The 20,330-nt window shown below is 47.3% G+C and carries 14 protein-coding genes and 2 tRNA genes; 4 read left to right on the forward strand and 12 right to left on the reverse strand.

What is annotated here, in order from left to right:
* Positions 1–46 precede the first annotated feature (46 nt).
* The 3 genes from BM265_RS08710 to recG all read right to left on the reverse strand — a co-directional run bounded on the left by BM265_RS08710 (position 47) and on the right by recG (position 4,261).
* Positions 47–1,243, reverse strand: a complete 1,197-nt coding sequence (locus BM265_RS08710; protein ID WP_074961184.1) for a type II secretion system F family protein — start codon at positions 1,241–1,243, stop codon at positions 47–49.
* A gap of 298 nt (positions 1,244–1,541) precedes the next feature.
* Entirely contained in the window at positions 1,542–2,147 is a 606-nt protein-coding gene (locus BM265_RS08715; RefSeq protein WP_074961185.1) for a hypothetical protein, read from the reverse strand.
* 80 nt (positions 2,148–2,227) lie between these two features.
* A complete protein-coding gene (recG, locus tag BM265_RS08720) occupies positions 2,228–4,261 on the reverse strand; it encodes an ATP-dependent DNA helicase RecG (RefSeq protein ID WP_074961186.1) in 2,034 nt (677 codons plus the stop codon).
* A gap of 374 nt (positions 4,262–4,635) precedes the next feature.
* Between recG and BM265_RS08725 the strand changes: the two genes are divergently transcribed.
* Positions 4,636–5,460 carry a hypothetical protein gene (locus BM265_RS08725; protein ID WP_074961187.1) on the forward strand — a complete coding sequence of 275 codons (825 nt, stop codon included), beginning with the start codon at positions 4,636–4,638 and terminating at the stop codon, positions 5,458–5,460.
* A gap of 86 nt (positions 5,461–5,546) precedes the next feature.
* Here the strand turns inward: BM265_RS08725 and BM265_RS08730 are convergent, their stop codons facing one another.
* From BM265_RS08730 to BM265_RS08770, 9 genes are all read right to left on the reverse strand, one after another.
* Positions 5,547–7,961, reverse strand: coding sequence for a glycoside hydrolase family 94 protein (locus tag BM265_RS08730; protein ID WP_074961188.1), 2,415 nt, complete (start codon positions 7,959–7,961; stop codon positions 5,547–5,549).
* A gap of 274 nt (positions 7,962–8,235) precedes the next feature.
* Complete coding sequence (locus tag BM265_RS08735) at positions 8,236–8,772, reverse strand: hypothetical protein (RefSeq protein WP_074961189.1); 537 nt, start codon at positions 8,770–8,772, stop codon at positions 8,236–8,238.
* Between the two features lie 154 nt (positions 8,773–8,926).
* Entirely contained in the window at positions 8,927–9,673 is a 747-nt protein-coding gene (locus BM265_RS08740) for an amino acid ABC transporter ATP-binding protein (RefSeq protein WP_074961190.1), read from the reverse strand.
* A gap of 12 nt (positions 9,674–9,685) precedes the next feature.
* Positions 9,686–10,369 carry an amino acid ABC transporter permease gene (locus tag BM265_RS08745; RefSeq protein ID WP_081358414.1) on the reverse strand — a complete coding sequence of 228 codons (684 nt, stop codon included), beginning with the start codon at positions 10,367–10,369 and terminating at the stop codon, positions 9,686–9,688.
* Positions 10,366–11,220 (reverse strand): amino acid ABC transporter substrate-binding protein, encoded by an 855-nt coding sequence (locus BM265_RS08750; protein WP_074961191.1) that lies wholly within the window; start codon positions 11,218–11,220, stop codon positions 10,366–10,368. The genes BM265_RS08745 and BM265_RS08750 overlap by 4 nt, the downstream gene beginning before the upstream one ends.
* A 250-nt stretch (positions 11,221–11,470) precedes the next feature.
* The gene (locus BM265_RS08755; protein WP_074835308.1) at positions 11,471–12,106 is read right to left on the reverse strand and encodes a response regulator transcription factor; all 636 of its coding nucleotides are present in this window, start codon (positions 12,104–12,106) and stop codon (positions 11,471–11,473) included.
* A 3-nt stretch (positions 12,107–12,109) separates the two neighbouring features.
* Positions 12,110–13,381 carry a sensor histidine kinase gene (locus BM265_RS08760; RefSeq protein WP_074961192.1) on the reverse strand — a complete coding sequence of 424 codons (1,272 nt, stop codon included), beginning with the start codon at positions 13,379–13,381 and terminating at the stop codon, positions 12,110–12,112.
* Positions 13,378–15,024, reverse strand: a complete 1,647-nt coding sequence (locus BM265_RS08765) for a histidine kinase N-terminal 7TM domain-containing protein (RefSeq protein WP_074961193.1) — start codon at positions 15,022–15,024, stop codon at positions 13,378–13,380. The genes BM265_RS08760 and BM265_RS08765 overlap by 4 nt, the downstream gene beginning before the upstream one ends.
* A gap of 167 nt (positions 15,025–15,191) precedes the next feature.
* Positions 15,192–16,181 (reverse strand): diaminopimelate dehydrogenase, encoded by a 990-nt coding sequence (locus BM265_RS08770; RefSeq protein ID WP_074961194.1) that lies wholly within the window; start codon positions 16,179–16,181, stop codon positions 15,192–15,194.
* Positions 16,182–16,601: 420 nt separating this feature from the next.
* Between BM265_RS08770 and BM265_RS08775 the strand changes: the two genes are divergently transcribed.
* From BM265_RS08775 to BM265_RS08785, 3 genes are all read left to right on the forward strand, one after another.
* Positions 16,602–16,674: transfer RNA gene (locus BM265_RS08775), tRNA-Ala, on the forward strand.
* A 16-nt stretch (positions 16,675–16,690) separates the two neighbouring features.
* A tRNA-Ala gene (locus BM265_RS08780) sits at positions 16,691–16,763 on the forward strand.
* Between the two features lie 214 nt (positions 16,764–16,977).
* Positions 16,978–20,319 carry an EAL domain-containing protein gene (locus BM265_RS08785; RefSeq protein ID WP_074961195.1) on the forward strand — a complete coding sequence of 1,114 codons (3,342 nt, stop codon included), beginning with the start codon at positions 16,978–16,980 and terminating at the stop codon, positions 20,317–20,319.
* Positions 20,320–20,330 lie beyond the last annotated feature (11 nt).

Consider the following 20,330-nt stretch of genomic DNA (forward strand, 5'->3'; position numbering starts at 1 on the left):
TCGCAAGCGGCAATGATATGTGCGAGGCTTATCGCCCCGCAGCATATTATTCGTTTTCCATTTCCGAGATACCACCGTAAAGCATCGGGAATACAGCAGCAAGTACGAGACCGATACCAACACCGAGGATGATGATCATCAGAGGTTCCATCAATCCTACAAGTCGTGTTACCGCGGAGTCTGCTTCTTCTTCGTAGAAGTCCGCAGTCTTTTCAAGGATTTCGTCCAGCGCACCGGACTCTTCACCAACGTAGATGATAGAGCAGAACATACCCTCGAATATCTCAGTCTTGGAAAGAGCGGTAGATACAGGAGAACCCTGTTTTACTTCATCTACGACCTGGAGAAACATCTTATCGATATATGTATTATTAAGTATTCTCGAAGATCTTTCAAGACAGTCAACCATTGGTATACCACTGGAGTAAAGAGAAGAAAGCGTTCTTGAGAAACGACCTTCAGCGATCTTTACCATCAAAGGCCCGATAAGGGGCATCTTCAATTTAGCATAATCGAATTTCAGTTTTACGGATTCGACTTTCAGCGCATAAACGATAACGCCTATCAGCACGACTATACCTATCAGCAGCGCATACCATTTGTCGATGATGAAATCACTGAATCCGAACAACGCCTTCTGTAAAGCATTCAGTTTATCTTCAGGCATCATACTCTTGAATATAGGCAGGATCTTTACGCTCATCAGGATAACAACTGCGATGACCAAAACCAGCAGAACGATAGGATAAACCAAAGCGCCCTTAATCTTGTTGTTCAGCTTGTTAGTGTTTGCGTAGTATTCCTGCAGTCTCTTCATGGTGATATCGAGCGAACCTGATATCTCGCCCGCGTCTACCATCGAGATAAAGAAATCGGGGAAGCAGCCACGCTTTGCTTCGAGTGCATTTGAAAAGCTTTCACCTTTCTGAACTTCCTCGTATACCTGCTTCCAGACTTCCTTCGGACCCTTTTTCTCTTCCTCTTTATAAAGGATATCAAGGGCTTTTACTATCGTCAGTCCCGACGACATCATTGCAGCCAGCTGTCTGCAGCAGTACGCCAGCTCAGCTGTGTTGAACCTGTGAGCGGTCTTTTTGCCTCCGCCCAAAGCTTCACTATAGCTTACACAGAACAGACCCTGCTCATAGATCTTATCAAGCAGTTCCTGCTCGCTGTCAGCCTCGTAGGTACCTTTTATGGTTTTACCCGTGGTATCCTTAGCGACGTAGCTATAATTCTTCATATTGTAGATACACCTCCACCATTTTAATGCTTCACAGCTTATGCCGTCTGACTCAGCAGTGCATCAAAACACAACAAGGCAAAAACTACAAAACATATTTTTATCATTATATCATTTTTTTGATTTTTTTACAAGTCAAAATACGGATTTTTTTGCAATTTTATTCACAAAATCCTAATGTTATTTTTAGTGAATTCTCACTATAAAGATACATTATTTAACTTTTTAACAAATTTATAAATCTTGCAGAGAGTTTTTTTGTACTCGTTTATTCTTCTAACCAAACATCACACCGGGATCATTCTTCAGTGTCATTCTCATCGGCTGATCCCTCTGCTACTTCAACTGTTGAATGCCTGCCCGAAGACAGCAGAACGGGGTGTTTTTTCACATACGTCTTATATGATATAACATATGCCGCAAATGCCGTTCCTAGCATGACTAGTATCGAGAACATTATCCCGATAAGGTAGTTATCATTGAACAGGTCTATAACCCATCCGGCAGGATAATACAGTACCATATAGAAGATGTCTCCTTTGCCCTCAGCATGGAAAGAATCCCGAAAAATCGCGGGTATAAAGTAAAACATACCCACCATTATCAGCACTGTAAGTATAGTGGTCATACTCCATTCTTCATATGCTGTATGCTTTCTTCCGTCATCAAAGAACACCCATATGAGTAAAAGACATATCACCACTGTACCCACCGCAGACTTTACGTCTGGCTGAGTAAAGAAATTCTTGACACCCACCATCGAATATGGAAGAAATGTCACCAGCGAGGGAAAAAGTACCGCTCCCGTGAAGGCACCGAAAACTACCAATGCCAGCAGCAGACCCAGTCTTGCAGCCGTGTATCCGACTACAAACCGCAGCCAGTCATATTCTTCGCTGCCCATTTTACACCTCCCTACTGAAAAGCTGCAATGCTTGACATATCACAATCTCAACACAATTCTTTATGAAAAATATACAAAATTCAGTCATTGGCTATATCCTGCTCAAACAGCCCTTCCACCAGTTCTCTCAGACCGGCGTTTTCACCGGTGTCAAGATTCGGATCTTTACGGAGGATCTCTTTGGCTGTTTCCTGGGCTTTTACAAGTACTTCCATATCCTGGGACATATCCGCTATCTTCATTTTCGGCAGACCATGCTGTCTGCTTCCAAAGAAATCGCCCGGACCCCTGAGTTTCAGATCTTCCTGAGATATCTCAAATCCATTATGACTTTTTGAAAGTATCTTCAGCCGCTGTACAACTTCCTCCGTCGGGTTGTCGGTTATCAGTATGCAGGTGGATTTGTGCTCGCCTCTGCCAACACGACCTCTCAGCTGATGGAGCTGTGATAGTCCGAACCTGTCGGCATTTTCTATCACCATAACCGCCGCATTGGGTACATCAACACCAACTTCCACAACAGTAGTTGAAACAAGTATGTCAAGTTCATGAGCTTTAAACTTCTTCATGACCTTTTCCTTACTGTCGGCTGAAAGTCTGCCATGCAGAAGCCCCACCCGATAGCCGCTGAAAATGCCCTCAGATATCTCCTTAGCGTAGCTTTTAACATCACGGAGATCGCTGTCGCTCTCCTCGATCATGGGGCAGACGATGTAAGCCTGTCTTCCCTCTTCAATATACTGCTTGACGTACCCGAAAGCTCTTTCTCTCAGTTTTCCCGTGACCGCGTAGGTCTCCACAGGCTGTCTGCCCTTGGGAAGTTCTTTCAGTACCGAGATATCAAGGTCGCCGTAGATCATCAGCGCCAGCGTTCGCGGGATAGGCGTTGCGGACATTACCAGCTTGTGAGGATTATCCCCTTTTCCCGCCAGCAGAGCCCTCTGCTCAACGCCGAAACGATGCTGTTCATCGGTTATGACCAGTCCCAGCCGCTTGAATTCGGTGCTTGCCTGAACCAGCGCGTGAGTTCCCACAATAACATGATATTCACCCGCCGCGATATCTGCCTTGGCTTTTTCCTTTTTCTTCGGGGTCAGAGAGCCTGTCAGCAGTACCACCTTGACACCAAGCGGTTCAAGAAAACCTTTCATCGTTTCATAGTGCTGACCCGCCAGTATCTCAGTAGGAGCCATCAGCGCCGTCTGAAAACCATTCTTATAAGCGAAGTATGCCGCGCCTGCCGCCACAGCTGTCTTACCCGAACCAACATCGCCCTGTACCAGACGGTTCATGGGGAAATCCTTCTGCATATCGCAGATGCAGTCATTTATGGCGCTTTTCTGACCCTCGGTAAGCTCAAAAGGCAGAGCCGAATAATACTCGTCAATGCTCTCAGCACCCATGGGACAGCCTGCCTTTTCACGGCTTCGGCTCTTCATCATCAGCATACCCAGCGCCAGCGTCAGCAGTTCGTCAAAGACAAGCCTGTTTTTCGCCAGTTCAAGGGTGTGCATATCCGTAGGATAGTGGATATTCTGCAAAGCGTAGCTCAGTGAGCAAAGCCCCTGTTCACGCACCACATCGGGGGGCAGAGGTTCGTAGATGAACCCGCCAAGAGATTCCAGCGCAGTACGCATATTCAGCCTCAGCTGATTCTGTGTTATGCCCTCAGTCAGCCGATATACGGGCTGTACCAGTTCGGCATCAGCGGGATATATCTGGGGAGAATTTATCTCGCGCCTTATCATGTTGCCTGTCAGCTTTCCCACGAGAAAATACTCGTGCCCGACTTCCAGCGCCTTGAACATGAACCCCGCGTTGTAGATAACGATAGTCAGGTCGGCTGTATCATCGGTGAATATCGCCTTGTAGACCGTCAGACCCCGCCTTACGTGACCTTCGGGGAGCTTTCGCACCACCCGACCTCTCAGAACGATCTGTTCGTTGAGGGGCGCATCGCGGATAGCCTGCGGCTCATTCATGTCGATATAGTATCTCGGGAAATGGTACAGCAGGTCATAGACCGTGTGAACGCCCAGCTTTTCGTAAAGCTCGCTTTTTTTCGGTCCGACCCCCGCGAGGTACATCACGGGCTTTGCCAGTTCACCGAGCATATATTTTCACCGCCTTAACATATCTTCATTCATATTATAACACATTCTCCTAAAAATTGCAAGTGCATGGCGCATATCTTTTGTAAAATGTCACCAAACCGTAATATTCACAAATAAAAAAGGACGACCCAAGCCGTCCCGCAGATATATAATTTTTCCCGGGAAAAGCCCTTTGCGGGCATTATCCCTTGTTTTCGGTATTTTCGTGATTTTCGTCCGTTTCGTCCTTATCGAGGTTTTCCGATATAATAACAACTGTTCCTGAAATAACCGAACTATGTTTTTTGTCGATGTATACAATTGTAATTTCAATTTCGCCGTGGTATAATATAAAGCACGATTAACCATCAAAACTATTTATTAAGGGGTAAACTATGAAGACAAGAAAAATCATTTCGATCCTGTGTGCGGCTTCAATGGGTTTAGCTATGACAGCTTGCGATAAAGCCAAGGAAACCGACACGGATAACAGCTCAAAATCAGAAACTACAACAAAAGCTTCTGCCGATGAATCAAAAATCGAATCCACCGATCCCGCTGAATCAGCTGTTGAGTCCGATGTTTCGGAACTTTCCGAATCTCTGAAAGAAAGCTCATCCGCTAATGACAGTGTTGACTCTAAATCCAAGGACAGCGAAGCTGAAATATCCGATGATAACGCGGAAGAAAATACCGCTTCCGAAACAGGCTCAGATGAATCCGATACCATGGAAGTCAAAAATGGCGGTTTGATCTATCATATACCAAGTAATTTTTCTCCCCAAGAAGTCAACAGAGAAAACACTTTGTACTATTCTTACGTCGATCCTGATGGCATACTTTCAATGTATATAATAACATATATACCAGAGTTCGCCTCAGTTGAACTTAACGAAGAAACTTTTAATTCAACTATACAACAATTTATGAAAGGTTATATGAAACACGCTGAAAATGATGCTGGATATACACCAACAGAAATTAAGCAGAATACAATTTTAGGTAGAACAGAATATGAAATTGCTTATGTAAGAAATGAACAATCAAACGAAACCATTGATTATATATTATATGCCTTTATAAAAAATCCTGACAACGGATACGTAAACTTCATAACCCAGTCTATTTCTTTCAAAGACCACGAAATTGAATATGATTACATAGCTGATGCCGCAAAAATAATCTACTCAATCGAAGAAGACCCCGACTTTGTCGGCTAAAAATCTGCGGCACTTCTTTCAGCTGAATATAACCACAAAAAGACCGCCCCACAAGGGACGGTCTTAATTATTGCCTTATTGAGTTATCAGCCCATCACAACTGTGATATTGGTCTGCTCGGTCATCTTGCACTCGCATACGAAGTTGCCCTCAACTGCCTCGCCGTTTACGGTTATCTGCTTGATACCGCTCTCAACGTGGTCGGGGTTCTGTATGTCGATGGACAGATGCTTGCCGCGGAAGTTCTTCTCGATCTTGAAGCCGTCCCACTCACTTGGGATAGAGGGGCTAATTACCAGACCCTCAGCGTTAGGACGCATACCGCAGATACCCTCAACACAGCCTACCATTACGGTGGAGCCTGTACCTGTCAGCCAGTGAACGTGGCTTCTGCCTGCGTAAGGTGAACGTGTGCTCTCGGTGAACTGACCGTGTACGTATGGCTCAAGCACTCTCTGCTCTGCCTTGTCGTTCATGCTTGCGGGAGCGCTCTCCTTGAAGTACTCGAAAGCTCTGTTGCCGTGACCCATCAGGGATTCTGCCAGGATTATCCAGCCCTGTGTCTGGCTGAATATACCGCCGTTCTCCTTGGTGTCGGGGTTGAATATGTGCATCAGTGCGCCGTCGAAGTAGTGATCTACATAAGGAGGATCCATCAGCTTTACGCCGTAAGGTGTGTTCAGTATCTCGTGTACCTTATCGAGAGCCTTTTCAGCCTGCTCCTTGGAAGCAAAACCGGATATTACCGACCAGCTCTGGGGGTTCAGCCACATAGAAGCCTCGGGGTCTTTCTTCGCACCAACGATAACGCCGTTGTCGCGGATACCTCTGATGAATCTGTCCTCGTCCCAGCAGTCAGCCAGTGCCTTGCCCAGCTCAGCCTGTGCCTTGGTGATGTACTCGATATAATCGGTATCATTTCTCTCCTCAGCATAGCCCTTGATAACGCTCATAGCGTAGTACAGCTGGAATGCAACGAAGGTGGATTCGCCCTGCTTGCCCATTCTCAGGCAGTCGTTCCAGTCAGCGTGGAGACCTGCGGGCATCTTGTGTGCGCCAAGTCTCTCCTGTGAGAAGCGGATAGCGTTCTTGAGGTGCTCGTAAACGGTAGCCTCTCCGCCGCCCTCTTCTGCATATACGATAACTTCGTCCAGGAATGCCTTGTTGCCTGTTTCACCGATGTACTTAACGATAGTCGGGAACAGCCAGAGAGCATCGTCTGCTCTGTAAGAGGGGTGACCTGTCTCCTTAGCGTATACGGAATTCTCGTCGTTCTCATCGGGACAAGTCTCGTGACCTGCCTTGTGGTCGAACTTAACCAGAGGCAGACCGCCGCCGTTTGATACCTGTGCTGACAGCATGAATCTGATCTTCTCAGCAGCAAGCTCAGGATTGATGTGGATGATACCCTGGATATCCTGAACGGTATCTCTGTAACCGTAACCGTTTCTCAGACCGCAGTAGATGAATGATGCAGCTCTGGACCAGATGAATGTGATGAAGCACTGATAAGCGTTCCAAACGTCAACCATGTTGTTGAATTCCTCGGAAGGAGTTTCAACCTGGAAGTTGTTAAGCTGACCGTGCCAGTAATCAACAAGCTCCTTGACCTCAGCATCGACCTTGCCAGCAGCCTTGTACTCGCTCATGATGCTCTCAGCAGTAGCAGGATCCTTCTGACCGAGGATATAGATAAGCTCCTTGGTCTCGCCTGCTGCCAGTGTGAAATCGGACTGTAAAGCACCGCAGGCATTGGAGTTATAGTTGAGCACGTTGTCGCACTTGCCGCTCTCAACAGCGATGGGATTGCCGTAATCTCTGTAAGAACCGATGAAGTTATCGAAATTACCGTTGTAAGCTGAAACCTCAGCACCTACCAGACCAAAGAATCTCTCTCTGTGGTTGGAACCGCTTGCATCCTTGCCGCTGTTCTCGTTGATGTGCTGAACTATCTTGTTGCCCTCAAAAGAGGTACGTGTGATGAACAGTGTGTACTGGAGATTTACCTGATCCTGCTCATAGTTATTCTCGTTAGTGAACTCGATAAAGCCCCATGTAGAAAGGTTTCTGGGCTTATCGCTCTCGTTGGTGACCTTTACTCTCCATACCTCGTAGGTCTTGTTCAGGGGCACATAGTAAGTCAGCTCACTCTTGATGCCGCTGTACTTGGAGATTATGGTAGTATAAGCTGTACCGTGGTGGCACTCGGTCTTGTACTCATCAAGGCTCTTGCCAACAGGCTGCCATGTAGCAGACCAGTAATCCTTAGCATCGTTATCCCTGATATAAACATATCTGCCGGGGAGACCGATGTTAGAGTTGAAACGGTATCTTGCGATTCTTCCGTTAGCACCGCTCTTTACGAAGCTGTAACCGCCGCCGTTGTTAGAAACGATAGCGCCGTACTCGGGTGAACCGAGGTAGTTTGCCCAGGGGGCGGGAGTATCGGGACGGGTGATGACATATTCCTTGTTTTTCAGATCAAAATAACCATACTGCATTGTCATTCTCTCCTTAAAATTATTTTCATATCGTATTCCGAACGCATATGCGTTACTGTTATTGTAACATAAATCCAATTTTTTTACAAGGGGGTCAGCAAGTTTTTTTAAATCTTTACGCAAGATTTTTACAAAAATTTCGTAATATTTTTAGTGCAGGATAGCCTATCGCCTCAGATTTATTAACATTTGAACTTATTTAAAATATATGAAAACGCACCCGCAGGTTATTGCGGGTGCGAAAAGGGTTTTCGATATAGTGTCGGGGATATACTCATTCATACAGGTAAACAAACACATAATTTTCATCAATATTATTGTCCGAAATACATTCGAGAACTTTATCGCTTATCTCTCCCAGATACTCGTCCCAGTTTTCGATTTCAGAACGTCTGTTATAATCCACAGAAAGCCCGACAATTACTATTTCATGTTCAGGTTCATCAAGTATCCAATTCTTTGAATTATCTATTCCCACTCTAACACCTAGCTTATAACCATTTTCTTCAATGCATTTATCTATCAGACTTTTTATCTTTTCGGGGTCTGTTATAAGTTCAGCAGAAGAACTTTCGTCATAAACAACAGAGGTCTCTTCAATTTCAGATGAGCTGTTTTCGGATATAACCGAATTCTCTTCATTGTCAGATGAAGTGTTTTCGGCGGAGGCAGAAGTTTCATCGCTTTCAGAAGAAGTCTTCTCCGAGTTCACTGCGGATTTCCCGCTGTCATTCTTCACAAAAACAAAAATCGCCACAGATGCCACAACAAGAACACAAAGCAATACTGCAAAAAGTATTTTCTTTTTCATACACAGCCCCCCTGTTATGATTCAAATCCAATTTCTACCAATATTATAATGTCTCACGGCAGCAAAGTCAATACATGATATCAACAAATCTTCCGTGACCGTTTTGATGAATGGTACAAAAAAACGGACTGTCACGCAAACAGTCCGCAAATCATCATTGTTCAAGCTTTTTAAGGAAAGCCTGTGTCCTCTCGTTTGAGGGGTTGTCGATAACGTCAGCAGGCTTGCCCTGCTCCACGATAACGCCGCCGTCCATGAATATAACATGGTCGGATATGCTCCTTGCAAAGGCTATCTCGTGGGTGACTATCACCATAGTCATCTTCTCCTCTGCCAGTTCTTTCAGTACTTTCAGTATCTCAGCAGTAAGCTCGGGGTCAAGTGCCGAGGTGGGTTCATCGAAGAACAGCATTTTCGGCTTCATGTTCAGTGCCCTTGCTATCGCCACACGCTGCTGCTGTCCGCCCGAGAGCTGATATGGATAATAGTCCGCTTTATCGGACAGTCCCATCTTTTCAAGCAGAGCCAGCGCGTTCTCGGTGACTTCCTTTTTATCACGCTTCATAACGTGTATCGGCGCATCACAGATGTTCTTCATCACCGTATAGTGCGGAAACAGATTGAAGCTCTGGAAAACCAGTGAAAAATAGCTTTTTATCTCTTTCAGCTCAGCCTTTGAAACGTACTTTCCGTCCGTAACAGCGGTCTTGCCGCAGTACGCCATGCTGCCGCCGTCAACAGTCTCCAGCATCGACATACATCTTAAAAGCGTGGATTTTCCGGAACCCGAAGGACCCAGTATAGATACTGCCTGACCCTCGCTGACATCAAGGCTGATATCTTTCAGCACCTCAAGGTCATCGAAGCTCTTGCGGAGATTTTTTATCTCAAGCAATTTCATATCGGGCTCCTCCTATCTGAAATAGTTCATTTTCTTCTCGATACGCTCCATTATGAAAGCCACCAGGAAATTGAACACATAGTAGAACAGACCTGCCACAAACAGGGGCACGATGGTAGATTTCGCCGCAGCCACCTGCTTTGCAACAGTGAACATTTCGGTATAAGCTATGGCAAATGCCAGGGATGTATCCTTTACAAGGGTGATGACCTCGTTTGTAATGGCGGGAAGAATGTTCTTCATCATCTGTGGAAATACCACCTTGAAGAATTTCTGTGCCCTTGAATAACCCAGTATCTCGCAGGCTTCATGCTGACCCTTTGGCACAGCCTGTATGCCTGCACGGTATATCTCAGCAAAGTAAGCCGCGTAGTTCAGCGAAAATCCTATTATTACCGCATAGAATCGGTAATCAGGCGTGGTCGGTATACGGAACAGATAGTAAGGTCCGAAGAATACCACCAGCAATTGCAGCATCAGAGGTGTACCTCTGACTATGGATATATACAGCTTTACGATCAGGCTAAGGGGCTTGAATCTCGACATTCTGCCAAATGCTATCAGCATACCCAGCGGAAGTGAGAACAGCAGTGTCAGGAAAAATATCCCGAGTGACGCACCAACGCCTGTCATTACCTGCTGAACAATATCCGCCAGCTGTTCAAACGTCAAAGTATCTTCTGCAAATATCATCATTCAGCCTTTGCGTCGGGGTCAAAGCAGAGGCTCTGCTTGTCGATGCCCTTGTCTGCCCATTCATCGGCGATCTTATCCAGTGTACCATCCTTTGCCATCTCGTCAAGAGTGTTCTGAACGGTATCTCTCAGCTCGGTATTGCCCTTTAAGAAGCCAACGCCGTACTGCTCGGTGGAGATCTTTTCATCCAGTATCTTGAAATTGCTTCCTCTGTTAGCTACCTCATATACAGCAACGCCGTAATCAAGGCATACAGCCTCGGCAGCGCCCGAATCAAGGTTCAGGAAAGCGGAGTTGTAGTCGCCTACCTGCTGAAGATCAGCGAAAGAAGCCGCAAGAGCCTTGTTATCGTCAGTAGCATCATCGCCTGTAAGTGCGTGCAGCGCTGAGCTGTCAGCCTGAACGATAACTACCTTGCCGGAAAGATCAGCAAGTTTATCGATACCCGAATCATTCTTTACAACAACTACCTGAGAGTTGTCAACATAAGGAGTAGTCCAGGTGTAAGCGTCCTCTCTGCCGTTGATGGTGAAGCCGTTCCAGATGCAGTCGATAGAGCCAGAAGAAAGCTCCATATCCTTTGAATCCCAGTCGATGGGCTGTTTTACCAGCTCCCAGCCGTTTCTTGAACATACTTCCTCAGCGAGAGAAAGGTCAAATCCTACATACTCGCCGTTATCGTCCTTATATCCGTAAGGGGGGAACTCAGCGTCAAAACCGACGGTGAAAGTCTTATTACCGCTTTTGCCGCTCTTCTTGTCGCTGCCGTTATTCTTTGTACCGCAGCCTGCAAGCGCAGCGGTCATCACTGCCATACTGAGAACAGCAGTCATCACTTTTTTAAGCTCCATCACAATATCCTTCCTTCCCGCGGCGCAGAATTTTCCGCTGCCGCAATCACCTTGTTACTATTAACGCACAAAACGGCTGCCGAGGCAGCCACCAAGCCCTAGTATATCACATCATTTGAGTTTTGTCAATACTCCTTTTTGCGATATACACGCTTTTTCGGGTGCTTGAAATGATAATATTCCGTAAACATTATTGGGGTGAGGTGTGTCCTCACCCATTATCTTTTTCTGTCAGAGATATGCGCCGACATTACACGTCGTCACTGCTTATGGCTATGCCCAGAACCCTCGCCTTTATGGCAAGCTCGGTGCGGCTTCGGAATCCCGTCTTATCCAGCATTGAGCGCACATGGGATTTCACAGTATTTTCGGATATCCCCAGCTGTTCCGCCACCTGCTGATTTGTAGCACCTGTGGTGACGATGCGCAGTATCTCCAGTTCCCTGTCGGTAAGCTCTGAGCTGTCCGCCAGACCCAGCTTGACCCTGGGACTGCTATCAGGATAGACGCTCTCCCCTGCCACAGTCCTGTCCATAACTTCCAGTATGGTCTGCTCATCAGCTTCCTTGTACCAGAAGCTTTCGATGCCTATGGACTTCGCCTTTTCAAGCCACGAATATTCGGGCATGGAGGTCACGGCTATTATCTTTATATCGGGGCGGAGCTTTTTTATCTTCTCGGCGGCTTCAAGGCCGTTTGAGCCGTCATTCATAAGGATATCCATGAGTATCAGGTCAACCTGATGCCGCAGTATATACACATCTGCCGCCGATGCCGAGCTCAGTGAGAACACAAGCTCGTACTTCGGGGAATTGTTGACGTACATCTCAAAAAGATGCCGTGATATGGACTGGTCGTCAACTATCATTACCCTGTACTTTTCCATAGTTTATTCCTTTCCGCTGACCCTTATGGTCAGCATGAACCCGGGATGTGATGCTATCTCCATCTCGCCCCTAAACTGCTCGACAGTGCTGCGCAGGCTTTTAAGACCGCCGCTCTCGCTTATCTCGCCCTCGGGGGGCTTGCCGTCGTTTGTGAAGACAGCTGTTACTATGCCGTCTTCATCGGTTATATCCACCGTCAGTTCACTGCCGTCGGCGTGCTTGACGGTATTCGTCAGACATTCGTGTATGGCTATGGCTATCAGCTTGCGGAGCTTCTTGGGTATCTCGCCGTTTAGTATCAGCCTGACACCCACTGCGTCTGCGGCTTCTTTCAATGCCCCTATGGGGTCGGCACTGTCGTCGGGGGTGTTCTCGCCCCTGAGCAGACCCGCTGTGAACTGCCACATCTCTATGAGTGCTTCCCTGTCTCCGCCGCGTATCAGATAGCTTTTCAGTGCCAGCAGAGCTCTGCCCACGTCATCGTGTATGCGTATCTTCGCCGCCAGAACTTCTTCCTCACGTATGATAGCATTCATCTCGCGGGTGTAGTTCCTTATGCTGCGGTTTACTTCTGCCAGATGTTCGTTGCGCTCTTCAAGCTCAAGGCTTTTGCGGTATCTCTCGGTGACATCGTATGCCAGCAGTTCCCAGACCTTTCTGCCTTCTATCATCATAAGACTTTTCTGTATATCCCACACACTGCCGTCGATAAGGTGGAGATAGTACCCCTTGCCGTGTACATCGGCGGAACAGCCCACGATAAGGGTCTGGTTCTGCATACTGTATTCAAAATCGCGTAGATCAAAAAAAGGTGAGCCCATAGATTCGCGGAAGACCATCTGCATAGTGCTGTTTACCAGCAGAGGTATCCCCTTTGAGCTGACGAAAGCCACTCCGTCGGGCATACTGTTTAGTCCGTCTTCAAGGGACTGCGGAGTGAGCCTGCCTATGATATTCAGCTCCTGCCTGAGCCACAGCACTCCCCATAATATAGTCATAACGAATTCAGCACCGATACAAAAGGGCGTGCTGATCTTCTCAGCGATCTTTTCAAATGCCGAAGGTACGACATCTCTTGTCATGCATCGGCAGACCTCGGTTATGCTCATCAGCAGTATCAGACATACAACAAGCGGGGGGATAAATATGATACCCCTGCGTTTTCTGCCTGCTACGCGCCCTCTCATCATTCCCGCGAGAAAGAGGATGCTCAGAAAATAAGCCGCTATACCCAGAGCCTGCAGCGTAAGCATCGTTGATTCTCCAAGTGTCACGAAACAGCCGCCCCCTTTGCCGTGAATATCACATAGGTACTGCCGTCCTCGTGTACGGTTTCAATGCTGCCGCCAAGCTCTTCAGCACGGGTGAATGCTTCATCTTTTACGGGCTGACATTCGCAGTCCAGCTCAATGCGGAAATCTATGCCGTCATCCAGTCTGAGAGTGACCATCACAGCGTGCAAATCGTCAAGGGCAATCTTTACCGCTCCGCTGAAAAGCTCGTACATAAACAGAACCGTTTCTGCGGGTAATTCTCTGCCCTTGGGTATATCAGCCTGTCCCCAGATATCCGAAAGCTCCAGATATCCCAGAGATTCTCCCACCGAAAGACCCAACTCGCCGCTGTCGATATGATCGCTGCTGCCTGCCAGCAGAAGAAGATTTGAACACCTCTTGATGAATACGCCGTCTATCGCCGCACGCTTCATTCCCGCACGGAATCCCTCTTCATCTGCGGGAAGCTCGTTAAGCAGTTTTGAAAGGCTCTCAAATTCGGGATTGAGCCGTTTTGATATGCTGTCGTAGAGCTTGTTCTGCTCCGCGGTGCGGCGGCGGCTCTCTTCAAGCTTATTCGCCGTATCCAGCATAACGTGCTCCTCTTCAAGGTAGCTTCGGGTCTCTTCAAGCCGCATATTCAGGTTCTGCAGTTCGCTTATATCCTCGAACCAGTAGAAATATCCGCCTGTTACAGGCTGAACTTTCAGCACCTTGCTGCCGCTCAGCACTTCTTTAGCGCAGGCTTCGGTCAGCTGTTCTTTCTTAGGCAGCGGGCTGTTCTCACCACGCAGATTTATCTCCAGATCGTCATCCACAAGACCAGCACTTATGGATGAAGCTCGGATAAATTCCTTATGGTCGGCATTTGATGGAAGCATATGGGTGATGACAAGGCTCTCCCAAAAACACATATAGAACAGACAGGTGAAATCAGGGAACTCATACATACGCTGAAAAAGCAGCGGGTCATCAGTATTTCTGTAACTGATGAAATAGATGCCCCCTAGTGCAGTTATTACAGCGGGAAGCATGAAATTTCGTGAAAACTGCCTTTTTGAACAGCTTCTCAGCGTCTTGAAAAGTATACCCACCACTGAGAACAAAAGCAATCCTATGGCACAGTAGTAAAGAGGTCCGTATCGGTACCTTCTCATAGATCCGTTTTCAAACTCAAAAGCCAGCTGATGCAGATCGTTTGTGCCGATGCCTACACCCAGCCCCACCACGGGTATAAAGGCTATATACCATTTTCGCGGCAGCTCATAGCTGTCAGTCCTGCCTATATAGAACGCAGCCATCAAAAGCAGCATAGGCAGCATGACCATCGGCAGATAATACCAGTACCATATCTGCCTGCTAAGGTCAGATTCCTTGGTTATAAATTCGTTGTTCACAGTATCCACCGTGTTCCAGAGCATCATAAGCAGCGCAGATACAGTGAGTATGCGCCGCATATCCTTCTGCGGGAATCTTCTCCGCGACGCGAAAAGCCACATCAGATAGACCATCATCAGCAGCAGAGAGATAAGGTAGTCGTATGATAAGGCAGTTTTATCCAGCACCGCCCTTGCCATGCCTGCCACCAGAACAGCTGACGCTCCGAATATGAGCTCTATGCGGTGTTTGCGGTTTATCGGCACATACTCACTTCCTTTCCCGAGCCCGTACTATTCGGGCAAATAATCAAAATACATTGTTATTATACCAGATTTTCCACAAAAAGTAAAGATACAACGTAACTTATCCGAGGACAAAAAAGAGACCGCCGAAGCGATCTCTTTAAAATAATCGAATATGGAATATGATATTAAAGCATGGAAGCTCTCAGCTCGTCGCCGCTCTTGGACGAGAGGTATGCGGGAGCAATATCGAATACGGTCTTGCAGCCTGTCATGCCTTCATTCTTCATTCTTACAGCAGCTCTAGCGTATGCTACCAGTATGCTGGAAGTGAACTCGGGGTTGGAGCCCAGCTTCAGGCTGTACTCGATGATGTGGCGGGTCTCGCCGTTAACGCCTGTCTTGCCGCTGCGGAATACAAAACCGCCGTGGGGGATACCGCTGTGGTTAGCGTTCAGCTCTTCCTGTGAGATGAAGTTTACAGTGGTATCATAGTCGGAGAAGTAGTTGGGCATAGTCTTGATATCGTTCTCGATCTTTGCCTTGTCAGCGCTTTCCTTAGCAACTACGAAGCACTCTCTTGTGTGCTTCTGTCTTGTGGTCAGGTCAGGATCTTCGCCGTTTCTTACAGCGTCCATAGCAGCCTGTACGGGAACGGTGTACTGCTTGCCGTCAGCTACGCCCTCAACACGTCTGATAGCGTCGGAATGTCCCTGAGAAACGCCCTTGCCCCAGAATGTGTAATCCTTACCCTCGGGGAGTATGCAGCTGCCGTAAAGTCTCTGTACGGAGAACATACCGGGATCCCAGCCCACGGAGATAACGCTGATATTGCCGCCCTTCTTGGAAGCTGCGTCAACATTTGCGAAGTGCTCGGGGATACGAGCGTGAGTATCGAAGCTGTCGATGGTGTTGAACAGTTCAGCGAACTTAGGTGTCTGCTCGGGCAGATCGGTAGCGCTGCCGCCGCAGAGGATAAGTACATCTATCTTGTCCTTGAAATCAGCTACATCATTTACAGAATATACACCAACACCTGCGGTGAGTATCTTCAGGGTAGAGGGATCTCTTCTGGTGAATACAGCTGCAAGCTCGGTATCGGGGTTCTGTCTTATAGCGAGCTCAACGCCTCTGCCGAGATTGCCGTAGCCGACTATACCTATACGAATATTGCTCATTAATATCATGTCCTTTCAGATAAAAATCTTACGCTAAATATTTTATCACAATTTTGCGCAAACGTCAATAGCAAAATTTCACGAGAACACCTTTTCAAACAGATTTTCCACCTGATTTTTCAGACATTTTCCTAGTTTCAGAGCACATCTTACATAAGTAAAACGCCTTAATCAAGGGAGTATTAGTATCATACGTCCCCCTTAGCGCCCACGAGAGCCCCTATTTTTATGCAAAATGCAGAAAATGAAAGTTTCGCAGCCGCAACTTGCATATCGGATATATTTCACCAGGGTTTTTCCATTTTATTTCCCAATATATACCAGCACGTGCAAACCTCTGCCAAAGGGCTTAAAAGACAGTCGTATTGGGGAAAGATCTATTGACATCGCAAATTCATTGTGCTATAATATCAGTATCATGGGCCTGTAGCTCAATTGGGAGAGCGCTGCGTTCGCAACGCAGAGGTCGGGAGTTCGACCCTCCTCAGGTCCATTATAGTTAACAACAAGGGGCATTGGCGCAGCCGGGAGCGCGCCACACTGGCAGTGTGGAGGTCACGGGTTCGATCCCCGTATGCTCCATAATTATTATTGTATGAAAAAAGAACTCTTTCGTTCATTACGGGCGGAAGAGTTTTTTTCGCCTATATACGCCGTTATAATTATTTCCTATTTGTTATTTCGGTAAAGAAGCCTCTTTTTTGAGATTTTTTCTTAAATAATATTGAAAAATTTTGAGATTTGTGCTATAATTTATATTAAATACATACAATAAGCCCAAACAGAGGTTTTTATAATGACAAACAACAGGAAACATATCGCTTTATTTGTCGGACAGGCAGACGAAAGCTATCAGAGCAGATTCATAACAGGCTTCCTGAGAAATGCTTTTGCTCTCGATATGGACGTGTGCGTGTTTTCGATGTACCATAAATATCAGGATACCGCTATACGTGAAAAGGGCGAGACCAACATCTTTACCCTGATGCGCCCGGAGCTTTTTGACGGCGCAGTGGTGCTGGCAGATACTATCCAGACTGCGGGGGCAGCCGAAGACCTTGATGAATGGCTGTACGAGAATTTCCACAAGCCCGTACTTATGATAGAATCGCAAAGCAGACACTTCCCAAGTGTTTACACCGACTGCCGTGAATCCATCGAAGCACTCATCGATCATCTTGTGACGGTACACGGCGCTGAGGATATCGCTTTTCTGTGCGGCAAACAGTGGCACGAGCACTCTCAGCAGCGTCTGCGTGCGGTGGAAAATTCACTAAAAATACACGGACTTACCCTGCCCGAGGACAGGATAATCTACGGCGACTTCTGGTATCTCAGCGGTGAACTTTGCGCTGACCGTCTGCTTAACTGCGGCAAAAAACTGCCAGACGCAGTGATATGTGCCAACGACTGCATGGCGATAGGTCTTTGTCAGGCATTTGAAGAAAGGGGCATATCAGTACCCGAAGAGATAGCAGTAGTCAGCTACGATTCCATTTTCGAGGGTCAGACTTCTCCTAAGCCAATAACATCGGCGGTAATACCCGCTGAGGAGCTCGGCGAGTATTCTGCGGGGTATATGGCTGACAGATTCGCAGGCAGAGAGACCCCCCCGTTCTATGCACCGAAAAATCTTTTCATGGGGGAAAGCTGCGGCTGTGTCCATTGCGAGATACCCAAGATCAGCACTCGCAGGATCGAGTGGGGCACTGTTATATCTCAGGAGGGCTTTGATTCGGTAAACAACACAATGGCTGACGATCTCATATCCCAGACCGACCTTGCGGGGTTTGCGGGAACGGTATATTCCCACGCTTTCAAGATAGGCGCAGAGAATTTTCACCTGTGCCTTGGCGATCTCTGGCGGTATATGGGCAAGAGCAGTGACGTGCATTTCGGCAACGACGGCTACCCCGATAATATGATATACGCTGTCAGGTTCAACAAAAGCTTCAAGGACGGCATTGCAGGACTTGATGTTTCCTTTGACAGCAGCAAGCTTCTCCCCGACCTTTTTGAAGAGCGCGAAAAGCCAAGGGCTGTGTTCTTCACGCCTGTATTCTCGGAAAACACCTGTTTCGGATATGCGGCTGTGGAGTACGGCGACAAAGCGAGAAGCTACGATGAGACCTACCGCAAGTGGATACTGCTGGTATCCCGCGGACTAGAGGCACTGAGAAGATATCTTGAAGCAAACCGCATACAGGAACAGCTGAATAATCTGAAAAGCTCAAAATTTGCGGCGATCAATGCGGCTTATGAAAATCTGGACAGCGAGGAAAAAGCCGATTACGAGCTGGTCACAAAGATACTGGACAACAATCTCTTCACCTACAGATTCCAGCCCATAGTAAGCACAACGGACGGCTCCATATTCTCATACGAGGCGCTGATGCGCTCGGATACCGACAGAAATCTGCCACCGCTGACAATAGTAAAGTACGCCGATATGCAGCACAGGCTGGTGGATATCGAAAGATCAACATTCATGAACGTGCTGAGCATAGTTGAGAAAAACCTGGATAAACTGGGCAGTGCCAAGATATTCATAAACAGCATACCCGGCATTATGCTTGAAGACGAGGACCTTAGGACAGTGGAAGGCTATCTTGAAAAGCTTTCAGACACTGTTATCGTGGAGCTGACAGAGGAATCACAGCTGGCAGATGACGAGCTGGAAAGGCTGAAAAATATCCTTCAGCGGCACAACATAAAGATAGCTGTTGATGACTACGGCTCAGGCTATTCAAACGTAAACAATCTGCTGAGGTATATGCCGAACTTTGTCAAGATAGACAGGGCGCTCATCAGCGAGATACAGATAAAGCCCCAGAAACAGCACTTCGTAAAGGAGATAATCAACTTCTGCCACGATAACGACATACTGGCGCTGGCAGAGGGTGTTGAGACCTCTGATGAACTGCGTGTCGCGATAATACTGGGTGCTGACCTTATTCAGGGCTTCTACACAGGCAAACCCGCTCCTGATTTCATGGAGGAGGTAAGCGAAAGCGTACGCAAAGAGATAACAGCTTACCGCAGCGAATTCCTTGCAGGCAGCAATATTCAAAGATATATCGCAGGCAAGACCAACCGTGTATCACTTTCTGCACTTACCAAGGAGAGCATAGCCGAGATAGTTGTGGGCAAGGGCGCGATGATATACAAGGATATCACATTCTACGGCACTCCCGGTGCGAATTCAAATGTACATATCAAAATTGAAAACGGCTACAAGGGCAGGATAACTCTGGAAAACATCACCCTGACCAACGACAGGAAATGTCCCGCAGTTGAGATAGGTGAAAATTCAGATGTTACGCTGGTGCTTTCCGGTGACAACGTGCTGATGAATTCGGGCATAATAGTGCCAATGACCTCAAAGCTCACCATCGAGGGTGACGGCAATATGGTAATAGTACTGAATTCCCCGGAATTCTGCGGCATAGGAAATATCCCCGACTGTTCGGCGGGTGAGCTGATATTCGCCCAGAGCGGCACTATCGAGATAAAGGGTCACGGAAATTCGGGCGTATGTATCGGCGGCGGCAAAGGCGGAAAGATACGTATGTTCAGCGGACAGTATATACTCAGTACCAACGGCTGCAGGACAGTCTGCATAGGCTCACTTTCGGGAGACGCAAATGTGCTGATTGACAGCAGCAATATCATCGTTGATTTTACCACGCAGGATGGCGCCGCCATAGGTTCTGTAACGGGCAGTTCAAAGATATCCATTTCCAAGTGCACCATGAAACTGCAGGGCGACGGCTCCGAGATAGTGGGGCTGGGCTCGGTGAGGGGCGAAAATGCACAGGTATCTGTAGACATATCCAGCCTGAACATGGAGATAGGCGGTATATCGCTGACAGGCATAGGTGCACTTCGGGGCACCACCAGGTGCGAGATGTCATCGACGATAACGAAGTTCATGCTTTCGGGCGCGGATTCTCTTGCAGTGGGTGGATATTCCGATGATACATACATAAGAATGAACAGATGCGATGCAAAATGGGATGTAAGGAACAATCTTGATACCGACTGTTTTGCAGAGGAAGAGAATTTCAGGATAATAAACGGCAGCGGCAGGTTCATCGTGAACGGCAAGGAGATTCAGCGTACCAAAAGCAGCGACTGAACCGATGATAC

This window comes from Hominimerdicola alba, from assembly GCF_900112155.1.
GTDB lineage: Bacteria > Bacillota > Clostridia > Oscillospirales > Ruminococcaceae > Hominimerdicola > Hominimerdicola alba_D.

What these genes read in the sequence shown, in the direction of transcription:
- BM265_RS08710 (WP_074961184.1), bottom strand. Translation starts at nt 1,243, where the DNA reads ATGAAGAATTATAGCTACGTCGCTAAGGATACCACGGGTAAAACCATA.
- BM265_RS08715 (WP_074961185.1), bottom strand. Translation starts at nt 2,147, where the DNA reads ATGGGCAGCGAAGAATATGACTGGCTGCGGTTTGTAGTCGGATACACG.
- recG (WP_074961186.1), bottom strand. Translation starts at nt 4,261, where the DNA reads ATGCTCGGTGAACTGGCAAAGCCCGTGATGTACCTCGCGGGGGTCGGA.
- BM265_RS08725 (WP_074961187.1), top strand. Translation starts at nt 4,636, where the DNA reads ATGAAGACAAGAAAAATCATTTCGATCCTGTGTGCGGCTTCAATGGGT.
- BM265_RS08730 (WP_074961188.1), bottom strand. Translation starts at nt 7,961, where the DNA reads ATGCAGTATGGTTATTTTGATCTGAAAAACAAGGAATATGTCATCACC.
- BM265_RS08735 (WP_074961189.1), bottom strand. Translation starts at nt 8,772, where the DNA reads ATGAAAAAGAAAATACTTTTTGCAGTATTGCTTTGTGTTCTTGTTGTG.
- BM265_RS08740 (WP_074961190.1), bottom strand. Translation starts at nt 9,673, where the DNA reads ATGAAATTGCTTGAGATAAAAAATCTCCGCAAGAGCTTCGATGACCTT.
- BM265_RS08745 (WP_081358414.1), bottom strand. Translation starts at nt 10,369, where the DNA reads ATGATGATATTTGCAGAAGATACTTTGACGTTTGAACAGCTGGCGGAT.
- BM265_RS08750 (WP_074961191.1), bottom strand. Translation starts at nt 11,220, where the DNA reads ATGGAGCTTAAAAAAGTGATGACTGCTGTTCTCAGTATGGCAGTGATG.
- BM265_RS08755 (WP_074835308.1), bottom strand. Translation starts at nt 12,106, where the DNA reads ATGGAAAAGTACAGGGTAATGATAGTTGACGACCAGTCCATATCACGG.
- BM265_RS08770 (WP_074961194.1), bottom strand. Translation starts at nt 16,181, where the DNA reads ATGAGCAATATTCGTATAGGTATAGTCGGCTACGGCAATCTCGGCAGA.
- BM265_RS08785 (WP_074961195.1), top strand. Translation starts at nt 16,978, where the DNA reads ATGACAAACAACAGGAAACATATCGCTTTATTTGTCGGACAGGCAGAC.